We start from the raw sequence: 16,976 nt of genomic DNA on the forward strand, positions 1-16,976 counted from the left end.
CCCGGCCGGGCTCACTTGCCGGTCTTGGCGGAGTCGGCGTTGGACAGCGCGGCGACGAAGGCCTCCTGCGGCACCTCGACCCGGCCGACCATCTTCATCCGCTTCTTGCCCTCCTTCTGCTTCTCCAGCAGCTTGCGCTTGCGGCTGATGTCACCGCCGTAGCACTTGGCGAGCACGTCCTTGCGGATGGCGCGGATGGTCTCGCGGGCGATGACCCGGGAGCCGACGGCGGCCTGGATGGGCACCTCGAACTGCTGCCGCGGGATCAGCTCGCGCAGCTTGCCGGCCATCATCACGCCGTAGGAGTAGGCCTTGTCCTTGTGCACGATCGCGCTGAACGCGTCGACGGCCTCGCCCTGCAGCAGGATGTCGACCTTGACCAGTTGCGACTCCTGCTCGCCGGCCTCGGCGTAGTCGAGGCTGGCGTAGCCGCGGGTGCGCGACTTCAGCGCGTCGAAGAAGTCGAAGATGATCTCCCCGAGCGGGAGGGTGTAGCGCAGCTCGACCCGCGACTCGGACAGGTAGTCCATGCCCGTGAGCGACCCGCGGCGGCTCTGGCAGAGCTCCATGATCGTGCCGGTGTAGTCGCTGGGCGCGATGATCGTGGCGTTCACGATCGGCTCGAAGACCTTGTCGATCTTGCCCGCCGGCCAGTCGCTCGGGTTGGTGACGGTGTGCTCGGTGCCGTCCTCCATGATCACCCGGTAGACGACGTTGGGAGCGGTGGAGATCAGGCTGATGCCGGCCTCGCGCTCGAGCCGCTCCCGGACGATCTCCAGGTGCAGCAGGCCCAGGAAGCCGACGCGGAAGCCGAACCCCAGGGCCGCGGAGGTCTCCGGCTCGTAGACCAGGGCGGCGTCGTTGAGCAGCAGCTTGTCCAGCGCCTCCCGCAGCAGCGGGTACTCGCTGCCGTCGATCGGGTACAGGCCGGAGTAGACCATCGGCTTGGGGTCGCTGTAGCCGCCGATCGGCTCGGCGGCCGGCCTGTGCTGCAGCGTGACGGTGTCGCCGACGCGGGACTGGCGGACGTCCTTCACCCCGGTGATGAAGTAGCCCACCTCGCCGACGCCGAGGCCCTCGACCGGCTTGGGCTCCGGTGAGATGACGCCGATCTCGAGCAGCTCGTGCGTGGCGCCGGTGGACATCATCTTGATCCGCTCGCGGCTGGCGATCCGCCCGTCGACGACCCGGACGTAGGTGATCACCCCGCGGTAGATGTCGTAGACGCTGTCGAAGATCATCGCGCGGGCGGGGGCGTCGGCATCGCCCTCCGGCGGCGGGATCTGGGCGACGATCGCGTCGAGCAGCTCGGGCACGCCCTCGCCGGTCTTGCCGCTGACCCGCAGCACGTCGTGGGGGTCGCAGCCGATGATGTGCGCGATCTCGGCGGCGTACTTCTCCGGCTGCGCGGCCGGCAGGTCGATCTTGTTGAGCACCGGGATGATCGTGAGGTCGTTCTCCAGCGCCAGGTACAGGTTGGCCAGCGTCTGGGCCTCGATGCCCTGGGCGGCGTCGACCAGCAGCACGGCGCCCTCGCAGGCCGCGAGCGAGCGGGACACCTCGTAGGTGAAGTCGACGTGCCCCGGGGTGTCGATCATGTCGAGCACGTACTCGGTGCCGGCGTGCTCACCGGTGCGCGGGCTCCAGGGCAGCCGCACGTTCTGCGCCTTGATGGTGATGCCGCGTTCGCGCTCGATGTCCATCCGGTCGAGGTACTGCGCCCGCATCTGCCGCGCCTCGATGATCCCGGTGACCTCGAGCATCCGGTCGGCCAGCGTCGACTTGCCGTGGTCGATGTGGGCGATGATGCAGAAGTTCCGGATGCGGGCCGGGTCGGTGAAGGCGGGAGTCGTCACAGTGCCCCCATCGTCCCACGGGTCCGGGTGCCGTCCAGTCGGACGCCGGTCGCGTGCCGTCCCGCGGGGGCGGGTCCGCGCTCGGGGCTGGGCTTGGGGTGCCTCTCGCGACGCTGGTATCTTGGCAGACCGGTCCGCTGGCGCTCGCCGTCCGGACGCACTGTCAGACTTCCCCTCCTTCGAGACACCCGAGGCTCACGCGTGGCGAACATCAAGTCCCAGATGAAGCGGATCAAGACGAACGAGAAGCGCCGTCAGCGCAACGTCGCCGTCAAGTCCGCCCTGAAGACGCACGTCCGGCGCTTCCGCACGGCCGCCGACGCCGGGGACGCCGCCGCCGCCGAGGAGGCCATGAAGCAGGCCGTCAAGGCACTCGACAAGGCCGCCAGCAAGGGCATCATCCACAAGAACCAGGCCGCCAACCGCAAGTCGGGCATGGCGCACCGCATCGCCGGTCTCTGAGCCGCGCCGCCGCGCCCCCCGGCGCGGCCGGACGAACGGAGCCCCTCCCCTCGCGGGACGGGGCTCCGTTCGCGTTCCGGGGTCCGGGCGCGGCCGGGTCGCGCCGCCGGCGGCGGGTCAGCCGCGGCCGGAGCGGGTGGCCGCCCGGATGGCGACGATGCGCCGGACGGCGCTCTCCAGCGCGTAGTCGGCGCTGGCGGCGGCGCCCTTGACGCCGGCGTTGAGCTCGGCGGCCACGCCGATGGCCTGCTGCAGGCCCTCGATGCTCCACCCCCGCGCCTGCTGCTGGGCCTTGCGCACCTTCCAGGGCGGCATCTTGAGGGTGCGCGCGAGATCGGCCGCGTTCGTGGTGCGCAGCGAGGTGACCCGCGCGGCGGTGCGCACCCCGTCGGCGATGGCGTCGGCGATCAGCACGTGCGCCACCCCCCGCTGCAACGCCCAGCGCAGCACCTCCAGCGACCCCTGGCGGTCGCCGACGAGCACCTTCTCGGCCACGGTGAAGCCGCTGACCTCGGCCTGACCGCGGTGGAAGCGGGCCACGGCGTCGGCGTCGACGGTGCCCCCGAAGTCGGAGACCAGCTGGCCGGCCGCCGAGGAGAGCTGGCGCAGGTCGGCGCCGACCGCCTCGACGAGCGCGGCCGCGGCATCGGGGGTGATCCGGCCGCCGGCCGTCCGCACGTCGTTGCGCACGAACGCGATGCGGTCCCCGACCGAGCTGACCCTGGGGCACTCGTCGACGGCGGCACCCGCGGCGACGAATGCCTTGACCAGGGCCTCGTTGCGCTTGCCGCCGTGGTGCACGACGACGAGGGTCAGCTCCGGGTCGGGATCGGCGAGGTAGGAGGTCAGCGCGTCGACGAGCGCGGTCGCGGCCTCGTGCACGCCGGTGACGACCACGAGGCGGTGCGCGCCGAACAGCGAGGGCGCCAGCACGTCGGCCAGCTGCCCGACCGGCAGCCCCTGGGCGGGCAGCTCGTGCAGCTCGGCGTCGGGGTGGCGGTCGAGCACGGCGGCGCGGACGGCGGAGACAGCCCGGGCGCGCAGCAGCTCCTCCTCCCCCACGACCGCGCGGAGCCGGGAGGTCGGGGCGGGAGGTGCGGCGGCCACCCCGGCATGGTGCCACGCGGCGCCGACGGTCCCCGGGCGTCGGCCGGGCCGCGTCGGCCGCCGCCGGGTCCGCTCCTCCGGGGTCCGCGCTGCCGACCGCGGCCGGCCCCCCGCGGGCGGCCACGCCCCACCGGTCGGCGGTCCCGGCCACGGCCAGGTCCCCCTGCAGGTCGGTGCGGTGGACGACCATGCCGAGCTGCGCCAGCCAGGTGAGCAGCCGCGGGGCGGGGTGGCCGTAGGTGTTGCCCGCTCCCACCGAGACCAGCGCGGCGCGGGCGCCCGTGGCGGCGAGGAACGCCCGGTCGGCGTCCGCGCTGCCGTGGTGGGGCACCTTGAGCACGTCGGCGCGCAGGTCCACGCCGCGGGCGTGGAGGCGGGCCTCCGCCTGCGCGCTCAGGTCACCGGTGAGCAGGACGCGCACCCCGTGCTGGGTCACCCGGACCACGAGGGACAGGTCGTTGGCCGTCGCCGTCGCCGTCGCGATCCCCGGCGGCGGGGCCAGCACCTCGACCAGCGCGGTCCCGACCGTGCGCCGCTGCCCGGGCACGAGCTCCGCGCGGGCACCCACCCCGGCCCGGCGCAGGACCGCCGTGAGCTGCGCCGCCCGGTCCTCCGCCGGGGAGAGCGTCCCGGTGGCCACCTCGCCGACCTGCCGACCCGACAGCGCGCCGGCCAGCCCGCCCACGTGGTCGGCGTCCAGGTGGGTCAGCAGCACGAGCGGCAGCCGGTCGATCCCGAGCCGGTGCAGGCACCCGTCCACGGCGGCGACCTCGGCCCCGGTGTCGACCAGGATCCCCTCGCCCGGGCCGGTGGGCACGACCAGCGCGTCGCCCTGGCCGACGTCGCAGGCCACGAGCACCGTCTCCGCGGGGGGCCACCCGCCGGTGACCTGGCGCAGCGGCCAGCCGAGGACGACGACGCCGAGCAGCACGGCCACGGCGAGCGCCCGGGTGCGGGGGAAGCGCCACAGCAGCACCCCGGCGGCGAGCAGCAGCACGGTGAGCAGGACCGCGCCGCGGGTGCCGGCCGGCCACGCGGCGGCGCCGTCGGGCACGGCGGCGGCCTGCTCGGCGACGAGGACCAGCCAGCGGACCGGCCACCCGGCCAGCCAGGTGAGGGCGTCCCCCGCCGGCGTCCAGACCGCGCCCGCCACCGCGGCCCCCAGGCCCAGCACGGTCGCCGGTGGCACCGCCGGCGCGGCCAGCAGGTTGGCCGGCAGCGAGACCGGGCTGACCAGACCCGACAGCCCGGCGACCAGGGGCGCCGTGGCCAGGCCGGCCGCCGCGGCGACGGAGAGCGCGTCGGCCACGGGCCGGGGCACCCCGCGTCGGTGCAGGCGCCGGGACCACCCGGGTGCCAGCAGGACGATGGCCCCGGTCGCCACCACGGACAGCGCGAACCCGGCGTCCCGCGCCAGGGCGGGGTCGGCCAGCAGCAGCACGACCACCGAGCCGGCCAGCGCCGGCACCGCGGCCCGGGACCGGCCGGTCGCCAGCGCCAGCAGGGACACCGCGCCCATGGCGGCCGCCCGGACCACGCTGGCGGTCGGGCGGGCCAGCAGCACGAAGCCGACCAGCCCGGCCACCGCGACGAGGGCCTGCACCCTGCGGTCGACCGCCCGGCGGCGCAGCGGCGCCAGCAGCCCGGCCAGGACGATCGCGACGTTCGCGCCGGAGACGGCGGTGAGGTGCGCCAGCCCGGCGCGCCGGAAGTCCTCGCGCAGGACCGGGTCCATCGCCCGCGTGTCGCCCACGACCAGCCCCGGCAGCAGCCCGCCGGCCCGGTCGTCGAGCACGCGGGCCGCCGAGCCGGCCAGGCCGTCGCGCAGCCCGCCGGCGACCCGCTGGGCCGTCGGCGGCGGACCGAGGAGGGCCGGCGGGTCCCGGGCCGAGACCCGGGCCACCACGGCGTCGGCCGGGTCGGCCGGGGTGACCCACGCCCGCACCCGGAGCCGCTGCCCCGGCAGCAGGCCCAGCCACCCCTCGGCCGGGGCGAACAGCACGACGCCGTCCCCCGTCCGCGTGCGCCCCCCGGCGTGCTCGACGGCGGTGACCGTCGCGTCGGCGACCACGCGGCCCGGCCCGGGCCCACGCACCGGGCGCGGGTCCCCGTCGAGCGCGAGCTCCACGGTCACCGCACGCCCGGCACCGGCCACGGCCGTCAGCGGGGAGGCCTCCCGCGAGCCGGCCCGCACCGCGGCCGTGGCCGCCGTGACCGCCAGTGCGGCGAGCACCCCCAGCGCGACGACGGCCCCCGGGCCACGGCGCCGGGAGACCAGCACCCCCGCGGCGACGGCCCCGGCCGCGACCGCCCACGTCACGGGCGGGGACGACACCGGCGCGAGGAGGGAGCCGGCCCAGACGGTGACCGCCGCCGGGACCAGGCGCAGGTCGACCCAGCTCCAGCGCTCGGGGGTGGACGCGGCGGGACGCCCCGGACTCACACCCGCACCAGCGGGGCCAGCTCGGCGTAGGTGGTCGGCCCGATGCCCGGGACGTCGTCGAGCTGCTCGACCGAGGTGAAGCGGCCGTGCTGGGCCCGGTGGTCGACGATGCGCCCGGCCAGCACGGGGCCGATGCCCGGCAGGGCGTCGAGGTCGGCCGCGGTCGCCGCGTTGAGGTCCACCGGGGAGGCGCCGCCGGCCCCCGCTCCCGCCCCCGCCGCGGCCGGGTCGGTGCCCGCACCGGCCCCCGGCACGCCGACGGCGATCTGCTGCCCGTCGGACACCACGGCCGCGTGGTTGACCGACGCCGGGTCGGCCTCCGGGAGGAGCCCGCCGGCGGCCGCCACCGCGTCGGCGACGCGGGCACCGGCCGGCAGGGTGACCAGGCCCGGCCGGACGACCTGGCCGACCACCGACACCACCACCGCGCCGTCCGTGCCGGCGGCCTCGTCGACGGCGGGGGTGGCGGGTCCGGGGCTCGGCGCGGCCGCGGGTGGGGCCGACGGGGCCGGGCTCACGGCGGCGGGGGCCCCGGTGACCGGCTCCACCCGCGGGCGGTCCAGCCAGGTCCAGCCCGCGACCGCCAGGGCCGCCAGCAGGCCGGCCACCCACAGCGCCCGCGCCCCCCGCCGGCCGGGGTCCAGCCGGACGGCCGTCCCCGGCGCCCGGTGCCGGCCGAGCCCGCCGGGCAGCGCCGGGTTCTCGTCGTCCTCCCGTCCGGACCACGGGGGGCCGCCCCCGCCACCGGCCCCGTGGCGGTCCTCGCCGCCGTCCGCGTCCCCGGCCGGCGCCTCCTGCGGGACCCAGCCGGGCGGGGGTGGTTCCTGCGCGAGCAGGGCACGCAGCCGGGCGCGGATGACGTCGGCGTCCTCGTCGCGGCGGGTGGTCAGGCGCACGCAGCGGACGCTAGGCAGCCCCGCGTGGACCGGCGCCGGTCGGCGCGGGTTGTGGACGGGACCCCTGGCTGTGGACGACGGGCCGGGTGCGCCGGCCGCACCGGGCAGGGTGGCCCGGTGCCCTCAGGACCGGTCCGCGCCCGGAGCGCCGCCCGCCGTGCCGTCGCCGCCCGTGCCCCCGCCGGCTGGGCCGTCGCTCGGGGCGCCCTGCTCCTCCTCGCCCGGCTGCTCCCCGTGCGGCGGGCCCGTCTCCCCGACCGGCTCGGTCGCCGGGGCCACCACCACCCCCACGGCGCCCGGGCCGACGTGGGCGCCGATGGCGGCGCCCAGCTCGCTGAGGTGGCAGGCCCGCAGCTGCGGCAGCCGGGCCCGCAGGTCACCGGTCAGCCGGGCGGCCCGTTCGGGGGCGGCCAGGTGGTGCACGGCCACCGCCACCGGCTCCTCCCCGGCCTCCGCCCCCGCCAGCTGCACCAGCCGGGCCAGCGCGCGGGCCGACGTCCGCACCTTCTCCAGCGGCAGCACCCGCCCGTCGACGACGTGCAGGAGCGGCTTCATGGCGAGCGCCGTGCCGATCATGGACGCCGCGGAGCCGATCCGCCCGCCGCGGCGCAGGTGCTCGAGGGTGTCGACGACGAAGAACGTGCGGGTGCGGGCGGCGGTGTCCCGGGCCGCGGTGGCGGCCTCGTCGGCCGTGCCGCCGGAGGCGGCCGCCCGGGCCGCGGCGAGCACGGCGAACCCGTTGCCCATCGCGGCCGAGCGGGAGTCGACGACGGTGACCACGTGCTCACCCACCTGGGACGCGGCCAGCCGCGCCGCGTCGACGGTCCCGGAGAGCTCGGCCGACAGGTGCACCGAGACGATGCGGTCGGCGCCGGCGGCCAGCCGGCGCCGGTAGGCGGCGACGAAGTCCCCCGGCGTCGGGCGGGAGGTCGAGACCTGCTGCCCGCGGGTGGCCAGGGCGCGCGCCACGTCGGCGGGCCCGATGTCCTCCCCCTCGCGGCCGGACCGCCCGGTGGTCACGACGTACAGCGGCACGACCTCGATGCCGTGCGCGGCGACCAGCTCGGCGGGCAGGTAGGCCGTGGAGTCGGTGACCACGGCGACAGACACCGGCCGAGGCTAGCCCGCACGGGAGTCCCCGGGGTCCGGCCGGTCCGCAGGAGCACCCGGGCGGGTGGCCGGCCCGCCGGTAGAGGCTCAGGTGACCGCGTCGGCGTCCTGGACGGCGCCTGCGGCGCCCTCCTCCGGGCTCGCGCCGGCCCGCAGCGGCCCGAGGCCGGGTGCTCCCCCCGAGGCCGGGTCGGGCAGCCGCGGGGCGGCCGTGTTGTGCCGCAGCAGCCGCCACCGCCGGCCCTGGAAGGCCAGCTCGCTCCAGGCGCAGTTGGCCAGCGGCCCGAACAGCCTGCGGTGCTCGGGTCCCAGCCCCAGCAGCGCCTCCATCAGCCGGGCGGCCGTCCCCCCGTGGGTCACGACCACCGCCACCTCGGTCTCGGGCAGGTCGCGGAGCGCGGCGAGCGCCCGGCGCGGGACCTCGGCTACGTCCTCCCCGCCGCGCCCGCGCACCGGGCGCCCGGCGAGCCAGTCGGCGTACTGCTCGGGGTACCGGTCGGCGACCTCCTGCCGGGTGAGGCCCTCCCACGCGCCCATCCCGTGCTCCCGCAGCCGGGCGTCGAGCCGCAACGGCACGCCGAGCGCCTCGGTGAGGGCGGCGGCGGTCGACCGGGCCCGGTCCAGGTCGCTGGACACCACCACGGTCGCGTCCGCGGCGAGCCCGTCGGCGGCCAGGTGCGCGGCCGCGGCGGCGGCCTGGCGGCGGCCCTCGGGGTCCAGCGGCGGGTCGAGCTGGCCCTGGAACCGGCCGGTCGCGTTCCACTCGGTGCGCCCGTGCCGCCAGACCAGCAGCCGCGGGACGGGCAGCGGGGTCACCGGCCGGCCGCCTCCGGGCCCGGGTCGTCCCCGGGCTCGCCGCCGTCCCCGGGCTCGTCGCCGTCCCCGGGCTCGCCGCCGTCCCCGGGCTCGCCGCCGTCCCCGGGTGCGGTGGGCTCCGGCGCCAGGGGGGTCGGGTCGGCGCTGCCGGGGTCGACGTCGTCGGCGGACAGCGTGCCCCCGGCCGGGGCGGTGGCGCGCGCACCGCCGTCCGGGGCGGCTGCGTCCACGAAGGGGATCGTCGGGCAGTCCTTCCACAGCCGCTCGAGCGCGTAGTAGGCCCGCTCCTCGGCGTGCTGCACGTGCACCACCACGTCGACGAAGTCCAGCAGCACCCAGCGGGCCTCGGCGACGCCCTCGCGCCGCACCGGCTTGACGCCGTGGGCGCGCAGCCGCTCCTCCACCTCGTCGACGATGGCCTGCACCTGCCGCTCGTTGGGGGCCGAGGCCAGGACGAAGGCGTCGGTGATGGCCAGCCGGTCGCTGACGTCGACGATCGACACGTCCGTGGCCAGCTTGTCGCTGGCGGCCTGCGCGGCCAGCAGGGCGGTCTCGCGCGCCTCGGCCGAGGCGGTCATCGGGGTACCTCCTGGAGATGGGGGGACGGCGGGTCGGCGGCCGGGCCGTTGCCGGCCGGCGGCCGGTCGTAGGGCCGGGCACCGGCGCGCGCCCCGTCGGCCGATGCCCCGGGCCGGCCCCCGGGCGGCGTGCGCGGGCCGGCAGCCCTGCGGTAGAGCCCGCGCTTCTCGATGTACTGGACGACGCCGTCGGGGACCAGGTACCAGACCGGCATGCCGCGTCCGACCCGGTTCCGGCAGTCGCTGGAGCTGATCGACAGCGCAGGGACCTCCACCAGGCTCACCGTGCCCTCCGGCAGGTGGGCGTCGCCGAGGTCGAAGCCCGGCCGGGTGACGCCGATGAAGTGGGCCAGCGAGAAGCACCGGTCGCTGTCCCGCCAGCTGAGGATCTGGGAGAGCGCGTCCGCGCCGGTGATGAAGAACAGCTCGTCGTCCGGCCGCTGCCGCTGCAGGTCGGTGAGGGTGTCGATGGTGTAGGTCGGGCCGCCGCGGTCGATGTCGACCCGGCTCACCGAGAACCGCGGGTTGGAGGCCGTGGCGATCACCGTCATGAGGTAGCGGTCCTCCGCCGGGCTGACCTCCCGGTCGCTCTTCTGCCACGGCTGACCCGTGGGCACGAAGACGACCTCGTCCAGCCCGAACAGGCTGGCGACCTCGCTGGCCGCCACCAGGTGCCCGTGGTGGACCGGGTCGAACGTCCCGCCCATCACCCCGACCCGCCGTCCTGTCACCGATCGAGCGTATCCGCCGGTCGCCGCGGGGGCGGCCGGGCCCGGCCGACCCCCACGAGGAGGACCGGCCCGTCGGCCGGCTACAGCGTCGTGACGAAGTCGGCGAGCTGGGCGGCGTTGCGGCACTCGACCATGTCGACGACCTCGCCGTACCGGTCGGCCGCCGAGTCGCCGCTGCCCCACAGCCGGCGGGGCTCGGGGTTGAGCCAGTGCGCCGTGCGGGCCCGCCGGACCAGGTCGCCGAGCACCGGCAGGCCGGGCTGGCGGTAGTTGGTCCGGCCGTCGCCGAGCACCAGCAGCGAGGTCTTGGGGCCGACGGCGGTGGGCCACCGGTCGGCGAAGACCTCGAACGCGGTCCCGTAGTCGCTGTGCCCGTCGAACCCGACGACGGCGGCCTCCCGGCCGATCCGCTGCACCGCGTCGGCCACGTCGGCCCCGGGGCGGAAGAACCGGGTGACCTCGTCGGTGGTGTCGACGAAGGCGAAGGCCCGCACCCCGGAGAAGTGCTCGCGCAACGCCTGCGTGAGCATCAGCGTGAAGTGGCTGAACCCGGCCACCGAGCCGCTGACGTCGCACAGCACCACGAGCTCGGGCTTGTGCACCTTCCGCGGCCGGTGGTGTGTCACGACCGGGACGCCGCCGGTGCCCAGCGAGGCACGCACGGTGCGCCGGAAGTCCAGCCGGCCCTCGCGGCCCATCCGCCGGCGCGCCGAGAGCCGCACCGCCAGCCGCCGGGCCAGCGGGGCCACGGTGCGGCGCAGCTCGGCGAGGTCGGCGGCCTGGGCGCGCAGGAAGTCGACCTGGTCGGCCAGCGGGCGCACCGCGTGCCTCGCCACCCGGTCCCGCCCGCGCTCGGCCGCCGTCCGCCGCCGGACCTCGGCCTCCACCGCGGCGCGGAAGGCCGCCAGCCGCTCGCGCACCGTCTGGCGGGCCACCTGCTCGGCCAGCCCGCCGCGCCCGCCGTCGCCGAGCAGGCCGGCCAGCAGCTGCGCGACCAGGGTGTCCGGCGACAGCGCCCGCATCACCCGGTAGCTGAAGAAGGACTGGCCCGACGGCGACGGCGTGGCCCGCCCCAGCTGGTCGACGGCCAGCCGGGCGAACCGGCGCAGCGCCTCGTCGTCCCCGTCGAGCAGCAGCCGGGCCAGCTCGGCGCGCATCAGCTCGGCGAGGTCGGCGCCGTCCGGGACGTCGAGCGTCGACTCCCCCGCCTCGCCGGGCTCCGCGTCCTCCTCACCGGGCGGCACGTCGGGCCGGTCGCCCAGCGGCCACCACAGGTCGAACAGGACGTCGTAGGCCGGTCGCTGGGCGGCCCGCTGCAGCAGGACCGCGGCCAGCCCGTGCCGCAGCTGCTCGCGGTCGAGCAGGTCGACGGCGGTGAGGATCTCCGCGGCGTCGACGGCCTGGCTGATCCCGACCGGGATCCCGGCCTCGCGCACCGCGCGGACGAACCCGTCGAGGTGACCGGCGAGCCCACCGGGCTCCGGCGCCGGCGGCACGGCTGCGGACGCGGCGGCGGGCATCAGTTCAGCCGCAGCTCGGCCGCGGCCCGCTCCTGGTCGCTGGCGTGCTTGAGCACCACGCCCAGCGTCGAGCGGACCGCCGCCTCGTCGAGGGTGTCCAGGCCCAGCTCCAGCAGCGTCTGCGCCCAGTCGAGGGTCTCCGAGATCGACGGCGATTTCTTCAGCTCCAGGGCCCGCAGCGCCCGGATGGTGCGCACCAGCTGCTCGGCCAGGCCCGCGGCGAGGTCGGGCACCCGGGAGAGCACGATCTCGCGCTCCCGCTCGGCCGAGGGGTAGTCCAGGGCCAGGTAGAGGCAGCGCCGCTTGAGCGCCTCGGACAGCTCGCGGGTGGCGTTCGAGGTGAGCACCACCATGGGCCGCCGGGTCGCCGTCACCGTGCCCAGCTCGGGGATGGTGACCTGGAAGTCGCTGAGCACCTCCAGCAGCAGCCCCTCGACCTCGACGTCGGCCTTGTCGGTCTCGTCGACCAGCAGCACGGTCGGCTCGGTGCGCCGGATCGCGGTGAGCAGCGGCCGGGAGAGCAGGAACTCCTCGCCGAAGATGTCGTCGTGGACGGTGCCCCAGTCGGCGCCGTCGGTGCCCTGCGCGGCCTGGATGCGCAGCAGCTGCTTCTTGTAGTTCCACTCGTACAGCGCCCGGGCCTCGTCGAGGCCCTCGTAGCACTGCAGCCGGATCAGCTCCGAGCCGGTCGCCGCGGCCAGCGCCTTGGCCAGCTCGGTCTTGCCGGTGCCGGCCGGGCCCTCGACCAGCAGCGGCTTGCCGAGCCGGTCGGCGAGGAAGACCGTGGTGGCGATCTGCCCGTCGGGCAGGTACCCGGCGGTGGACAGCCGCTTGCCGACGTCGGCGACCGAGGAGAACTGCGGGGACTGCGACGGGGGGCGGGGCATGCGGCTCCGATCGGGACGGCGGGGTGCGTCAGCGGCGGGTGCGCGCGGTGGCCGGGGCCGGCCGCGGTCAGCGCACGTGGCCGCTCCCCGTGACGACGTAGGTGGTGGAGGTCAGCTCCGGCAGGCCGAGCGGACCGCGGGCGTGCAGCTTCTGGGTGGAGATGCCGATCTCGGCGCCGAAACCGAACTCGCCGCCGTCGGTGAACCGGGTGGAGGCGTTCACCAGGACCGCGGCGGCGTCGACCCCGGCGGTGAACTCGGCGATCGCGCGGGCCGAGTCGGCCACGATCGCCTCGGAGTGCCCGCTCCCCCACCGCGCGATGTGGTCCAGCGCCTGCGGGAGGTCGTCGACGACCCGCACCGCCATGTCCATCGACAGGTACTCGGTGGCCCAGTCCTCGTCGGTCGCGGGGACGACGGCGTCGTGGGCGGCCCGCGCGGCGGCGTCCCCGTGCAGCGTGACCCCGGCGTCGACCAGGGCCGACAGCAGCCGCGGCAGGAACGGCGCGTCGCGGTGGACGAGCAGCGTCTCGGCGGAGTTGCAGACGCTCACCCGGTGCGTCTTGGCGTTGAGCACGATCGCCTCGGCCATCGCGGGGTCGGCCGAGGCGTCGACGTAGACGTGGCAGTTGCCCTCGCCGGTCTCGATCACCGGGACCCGCGCCTCGCGCACCACCCGCTGGATGAGCGAGGCACCGCCGCGCGGGATGACCACGTCGACGAAGCCGCGGGCGCCGAGCAGCTCCCCGACCGAGGCGCGGTCGGCGGGCAGCAGCTCGATCGACCCGGCCGGCAGGCCGGCCTTCTCGGCCGCCTCGGTGAGGACGGCGACCAGCGCGCTGTTGGTGCGGAACGCCGACGCCGACCCGCGCAGCAGCGCCGCGTTGCCGCTCTTGAGGCACAGCCCGGCGGCGTCGACGGTGACGTTGGGCCGGGCCTCGTAGACGATGCCGACCACGCCGAGCGGCACCCGCACCTGGCGCAGCTGCAGGCCGTTGGGCAGCGTCGAGCCGCGGACGACGTCGCCGACCGGGTCGGGCAGCGCGACCAGCTGGCGCAGCGCGTCGGCCACCCCGGCGACGCGTCCGGCGTCCAGCCGGAGCCGGTCGAGGATCGCCGCCGGCGTGCCGTCGGCGGCCGCGGCCTCGACGTCCGCGGCGTTGGCGGCCAGCACCTCGTCGGCGCGCTCGACCAGCGCGTCGGCCATCGCCCGCAGCGCGGCGTCCTTGGTGTCGGTGGGCAGGGCGCGCAGCACCCGGGCGGCGGCGCGGGCACGCAGCGCGGCGGCCCCGATCAGCGGCAGGCCGGAGACGTCGGACACACCGTGAGGGTACGCGCGGGCGCCCCCGGCGCCGGCCTCCACCCGCATCGCCAGCCGTGCGAGAATGATTCTCATGAATGCGAGGACCAGGGCGATCGCGGTGGTGGCGGCGGCCGCCGCGCTGGCGGCGAGCGGGTGCGGGGCCTCCGACGGCGACACCGCGTCCGCCGGGGACGGCGGCCTGGACGTGGTGGCCGGCTTCTATCCCCTGGAGTGGGCGGCGGAGCGGGTCGGGGGCGACCGGGTCGAGGTCACCTCCCTGACGCCGCCGGGAGCCGAGGCGCACGACCTGGAGCTCACCCCGCAGGACGTCGGCGCGGTCAGCGACGCCGACCTCGTCGTCCACCTCGAGGGGTTCCAGGCCGCGGTGGACGAGGCGGCGCGGTCGGAGGCCTCCGGCACCGCGTGGGACGCCGGCCGGGCCGCCGACCTCTCGCTGACCGCCGCGGCCCACGAGCACGAGGGCGAGGAGGAGCACGCCGAGGGCGAGCACGCCGGTGAGGAGGTCGCCGACCCGCACTTCTGGCTGGACCCGACCCGGCTGGCCGACGTCGGCGACGCCCTGGCCGACCGGCTCGCCGAGCTCGACCCCGACGGCGCCGAGGCCTACGAGGAGAACGCCGCCGCGCTGCGCGCCGACCTGGAGGCGCTGGACGCCGACATGCAGGAGGGCCTCGGCGGCTGCACGGTGGACACCCTGGTCACCTCCCACGAGGCCTTCGGCTACCTCGCGGACCGCTACGGTCTCGAGGTGGTCGGCATCAGCGGGCTGAGCCCGAGCCAGGAGCCGAGCCCGGCCCAGCTGGCCGAGATCACCGAGCTGGTGCAGGAGCGCGGGGTGACCACCGTGTACACCGAGACCCTCGTCGACCCGGCGGTCGCCGAGACGGTCGCGGCGGAGGCCGGCGCCCGGACCGCCGTCCTGGACCCGCTGGAGGGGCTGACCGACGAGTCGGCCGGGGAGGACTACCTCGAGGTCATGCGCGCCAACCTCGCCACGCTGCAGGAGGGCCAGTCCTGCTCGTGAGCACCGCTCCCCGCCCGGAGCCGGGCCGCGACGGCGTCGCGGTCCGGCTCCGCGACGCGACCATCGGGTACGGCGACGTGCCGATCGTGTGCGGTGCCGACCTGACCGTGCGGCACGGCGAGGCCGTGGCCGTCCTGGGCTCCAACGGCTCGGGCAAGACGACGCTGGCCCGCGGGCTGCTCGGCCTGGCCACCGTGCTGGACGGGGCGGTGGAGGTGCTCGGCGCGCCGGTCGGCCGGCTGCGCGAGCGCGACCGGGTGGGCTACGTGCCGCAGCGGCACACCGTCAGCGGCGCGGTGCCGGCGACGGTGCGCGAGGTGGTCAGCGTGGGCCGCCTGCCCCGACTGGGGCTGGTCCGGCGGCTGGGCCGGGCCGACCGGGCCGCGGTGGCCGAGGCGGTCGCCGCCGTCGGCCTGGCCGACCGGATCTCCGACCCGGTGGCCTCCCTCTCGGGCGGGCAGCAGCGCCGGGTGCTCGTGGCCCGCGCCCTGGCCGCGCAGCCGGACCTGCTGATCATGGACGAGCCCACCGCCGGGGTGGACGCCGCCAGCCAGGAGGCGCTGGCCGGGGTGCTCGCCGGCGTGTCCGCCGCGGGGACGACGCTGCTCGTCGTCACCCACGAGAGCGGCCCGCTCGCCGGGGTGCTCACCCGCGCCGTGGTCGTCGACCACGGGCGGATCGACTACGACGGCCCCCTGGCAGAGGCGGGACCGCCCGGTGGCGACTGCCACCACCCCGCGGAGGACGCCCCCACCGGGTACCGGGTCGACCAGCTGCGGGTGACGACGGACGGGGGGCTGTGACATGGAGCTGCTCGAGTACGGCTTCATGCAGCGGGCGCTGCTCGCCTCGCTGATGGTGGGCCTGGTGGCCCCGGCGGTCGGCGTCTTCCTGGTGCAGCGCCGGCTCTCGCTGCTCGGCGACGGCCTGGGCCACGTCGCCCTCACCGGCGTCGCGGTGGGCGTGCTCACCGCCACGGCGCCGGTCGGGACCGCGCTGGTGGCCGCCGTCCTCGGCGCGGTCCTCATCGAGCTGATCCGCGCCCGCGGCCGCACCAGCGGGGACGTCGCCCTCGCCGTCCTCTTCTACGGCGGGATCGCCGGCGGCGTCGTCCTGCTCAGCCTCGCGCCCGAGGGGCGGGCGACCAACCTCGACGCCTACCTCTTCGGCGCGATCACCACCACCAGCACCGCCGACGTCGCCGTCTTCGCCGTCATCGCCGCCGTCGTGGTCACGGTCGTCTGGCTGCTCGGGCAGCGGCTGTACGCGGTCAGCGACGACGAGGAGTACGCCCGCGCCGTCGGGCTGCCGGTGCTCCCGCTCAACGTCGTGCTGGCCGCGCTCGTCGCCTCCACCGTGGTGCTCTCCATGCGGGTGGTCGGCCTGCTGCTCATCAGCGCCCTGATGATCCTGCCGAGCGCGGTGGCCCAGCTGCTCGGCCGCAGCTTCCGGCAGACGCTCCTGCTCGCCTGCGGCATCGGCCTCGTCGTGAGCGTCTCGGGCACCAGCGCCTCGTACTACGCCGGCACCCCGTCGGGCGGCACCATCGTGCTGCTGGCCATCGCCGTCTTCCTGGTGGTCTCCGCGACCGTGGCCGCGCGGGAGACGACGGCCCGCCGCCGGCACCGGCGTAGGGTCGAGGTCCACGCGGCCCACCCGCACGAGCACGGTGCCGGGTGCGGGCACCCGGCGGTCCCGCACGGCGACCACGTGGACTACGACCACGACGGGCACCTGCACGCCCCGCACCGGACCGGCGCGGGGGTGCACTACGACGAGCACGGCGCGCACGCCGGGCAGGGAGGACGACCGTGAGCACGCCGGCACCGGAGACCCCCCGCCGGCAGACGCGCCAGCGCAGCGCGGTGCTCGCCCTCCTGGACGACCTCGACGACTTCCGCACCGCCCAGGAGCTGCACACCCTGCTGCGCGAGCGCGGGGACGCCGTCGGCCTCGCGACGGTGTACCGGTCGTTGCAGGCGCTGGTCGACGACGGGCTCGTCGACGTCCTGCGCACCGACGGGGAGGCGGCCTACCGGCGCTGCTCGGCCGCCCACCACCACCACCTGGTCTGCCGCGGGTGCGGGCGCACCGTCGAGGTCGCCGATCCCCCCGTCGAGCGCTGGGCCGCCCGGGTCGCCGCCGAGCACGGCTTCGCCGACGTGCAGCACCAGCTCGAGGTCTTCGGCACCTGCGCCGACTGCGTCGCCGCGCGCTGAGCC

At 76.8% G+C, this 16,976-nt stretch carries 15 protein-coding genes and 1 pseudogene; 5 read left to right on the forward strand and 11 right to left on the reverse strand.

All coding sequences use genetic code 11. The annotated features are described in order from the left end of the window. Window positions 1–11 precede the first annotated feature (11 nt). Window positions 12–1,856, reverse strand: a complete 1,845-nt coding sequence (gene lepA, locus D0Z06_RS18110) for a translation elongation factor 4 (protein WP_117378953.1) — start codon at window positions 1,854–1,856, stop codon at window positions 12–14. A 201-nt stretch (window positions 1,857–2,057) separates the two neighbouring features. Between lepA and rpsT the strand changes: the two genes are divergently transcribed. Beyond that, window positions 2,058–2,318, forward strand: coding sequence for a 30S ribosomal protein S20 (rpsT, locus tag D0Z06_RS18115; RefSeq protein WP_117378954.1), 261 nt, complete (start codon window positions 2,058–2,060; stop codon window positions 2,316–2,318). 117 nt (window positions 2,319–2,435) lie between these two features. On the opposite strand, the gene holA is transcribed toward rpsT, so the two are convergent. The 10 genes and pseudogenes from holA to D0Z06_RS18160 form a co-directional block, all read right to left on the reverse strand. Continuing rightward, window positions 2,436–3,425 (reverse strand): DNA polymerase III subunit delta, encoded by a 990-nt coding sequence (gene holA / locus D0Z06_RS26450; protein WP_233517787.1) that lies wholly within the window; start codon window positions 3,423–3,425, stop codon window positions 2,436–2,438. 268 nt (window positions 3,426–3,693) lie between these two features. After that, a pseudogene (locus D0Z06_RS26455) lies at window positions 3,694–5,868 on the reverse strand (ComEC/Rec2 family competence protein); the annotation flags it as partial. Further along, entirely contained in the window at window positions 5,865–6,764 is a 900-nt protein-coding gene (locus D0Z06_RS18125) for a ComEA family DNA-binding protein (protein WP_117378955.1), read from the reverse strand. The pseudogene D0Z06_RS26455 and the gene D0Z06_RS18125, both read right to left, overlap by 4 nt. Before the next feature lie 123 nt (window positions 6,765–6,887). Then, window positions 6,888–7,874: a DegV family protein gene (locus D0Z06_RS18130; RefSeq protein ID WP_117378956.1), complete on the reverse strand. Its 987-nt coding sequence runs from the start codon at window positions 7,872–7,874 to the stop codon at window positions 6,888–6,890. An 87-nt stretch (window positions 7,875–7,961) separates the two neighbouring features. Then, entirely contained in the window at window positions 7,962–8,690 is a 729-nt protein-coding gene (locus D0Z06_RS18135) for a histidine phosphatase family protein (RefSeq protein WP_117378957.1), read from the reverse strand. Then, the gene (gene rsfS, locus D0Z06_RS26460; RefSeq protein ID WP_233517788.1) at window positions 8,687–9,268 is read right to left on the reverse strand and encodes a ribosome silencing factor; all 582 of its coding nucleotides are present in this window, start codon (window positions 9,266–9,268) and stop codon (window positions 8,687–8,689) included. Before rsfS ends, D0Z06_RS18135 begins: the two co-directional genes overlap by 4 nt. After that, a complete protein-coding gene (gene nadD, locus D0Z06_RS18145; RefSeq protein ID WP_233517789.1) occupies window positions 9,265–9,999 on the reverse strand; it encodes a nicotinate-nucleotide adenylyltransferase in 735 nt (244 codons plus the stop codon). Before nadD ends, rsfS begins: the two co-directional genes overlap by 4 nt. Window positions 10,000–10,079: 80 nt before the next feature. Next, on the reverse strand, window positions 10,080–11,519 hold the full coding sequence (locus tag D0Z06_RS18150; protein ID WP_199522399.1) for a vWA domain-containing protein: 1,440 nt from the start codon (window positions 11,517–11,519) through the stop codon (window positions 10,080–10,082). Continuing rightward, window positions 11,519–12,406 (reverse strand): AAA family ATPase, encoded by an 888-nt coding sequence (locus D0Z06_RS18155; protein ID WP_117378959.1) that lies wholly within the window; start codon window positions 12,404–12,406, stop codon window positions 11,519–11,521. The genes D0Z06_RS18150 and D0Z06_RS18155 overlap by 1 nt, the downstream gene beginning before the upstream one ends. 67 nt (window positions 12,407–12,473) lie before the next feature. Further along, complete coding sequence (locus D0Z06_RS18160; protein WP_117379002.1) at window positions 12,474–13,727, reverse strand: glutamate-5-semialdehyde dehydrogenase; 1,254 nt, start codon at window positions 13,725–13,727, stop codon at window positions 12,474–12,476. A 73-nt stretch (window positions 13,728–13,800) separates the two neighbouring features. Here D0Z06_RS18160 and D0Z06_RS18165 point away from each other — a divergent pair, with 73 nt between their 5' ends. From D0Z06_RS18165 to D0Z06_RS18180, 4 genes are read left to right on the forward strand one after another with little or no spacing between them, the layout of a single operon-like run. Then, complete coding sequence (locus D0Z06_RS18165) at window positions 13,801–14,754, forward strand: metal ABC transporter substrate-binding protein (RefSeq protein ID WP_117378960.1); 954 nt, start codon at window positions 13,801–13,803, stop codon at window positions 14,752–14,754. Continuing rightward, complete coding sequence (locus D0Z06_RS18170) at window positions 14,751–15,557, forward strand: metal ABC transporter ATP-binding protein (RefSeq protein ID WP_199522400.1); 807 nt, start codon at window positions 14,751–14,753, stop codon at window positions 15,555–15,557. Before D0Z06_RS18165 ends, D0Z06_RS18170 begins: the two co-directional genes overlap by 4 nt. 1 nt (window position 15,558) lies before the next feature. Next, window positions 15,559–16,569 (forward strand): metal ABC transporter permease, encoded by a 1,011-nt coding sequence (locus tag D0Z06_RS18175; RefSeq protein ID WP_117378961.1) that lies wholly within the window; start codon window positions 15,559–15,561, stop codon window positions 16,567–16,569. After that, on the forward strand, window positions 16,566–16,973 hold the full coding sequence (locus D0Z06_RS18180) for a Fur family transcriptional regulator (RefSeq protein ID WP_117378962.1): 408 nt from the start codon (window positions 16,566–16,568) through the stop codon (window positions 16,971–16,973). The genes D0Z06_RS18175 and D0Z06_RS18180 overlap by 4 nt, the downstream gene beginning before the upstream one ends. The last annotated feature ends 3 nt before the right edge of the window (window positions 16,974–16,976 follow it).

Source organism: Geodermatophilus marinus, assembly GCF_003428645.1.
GTDB lineage: Bacteria > Actinomycetota > Actinomycetes > Mycobacteriales > Geodermatophilaceae > Geodermatophilus.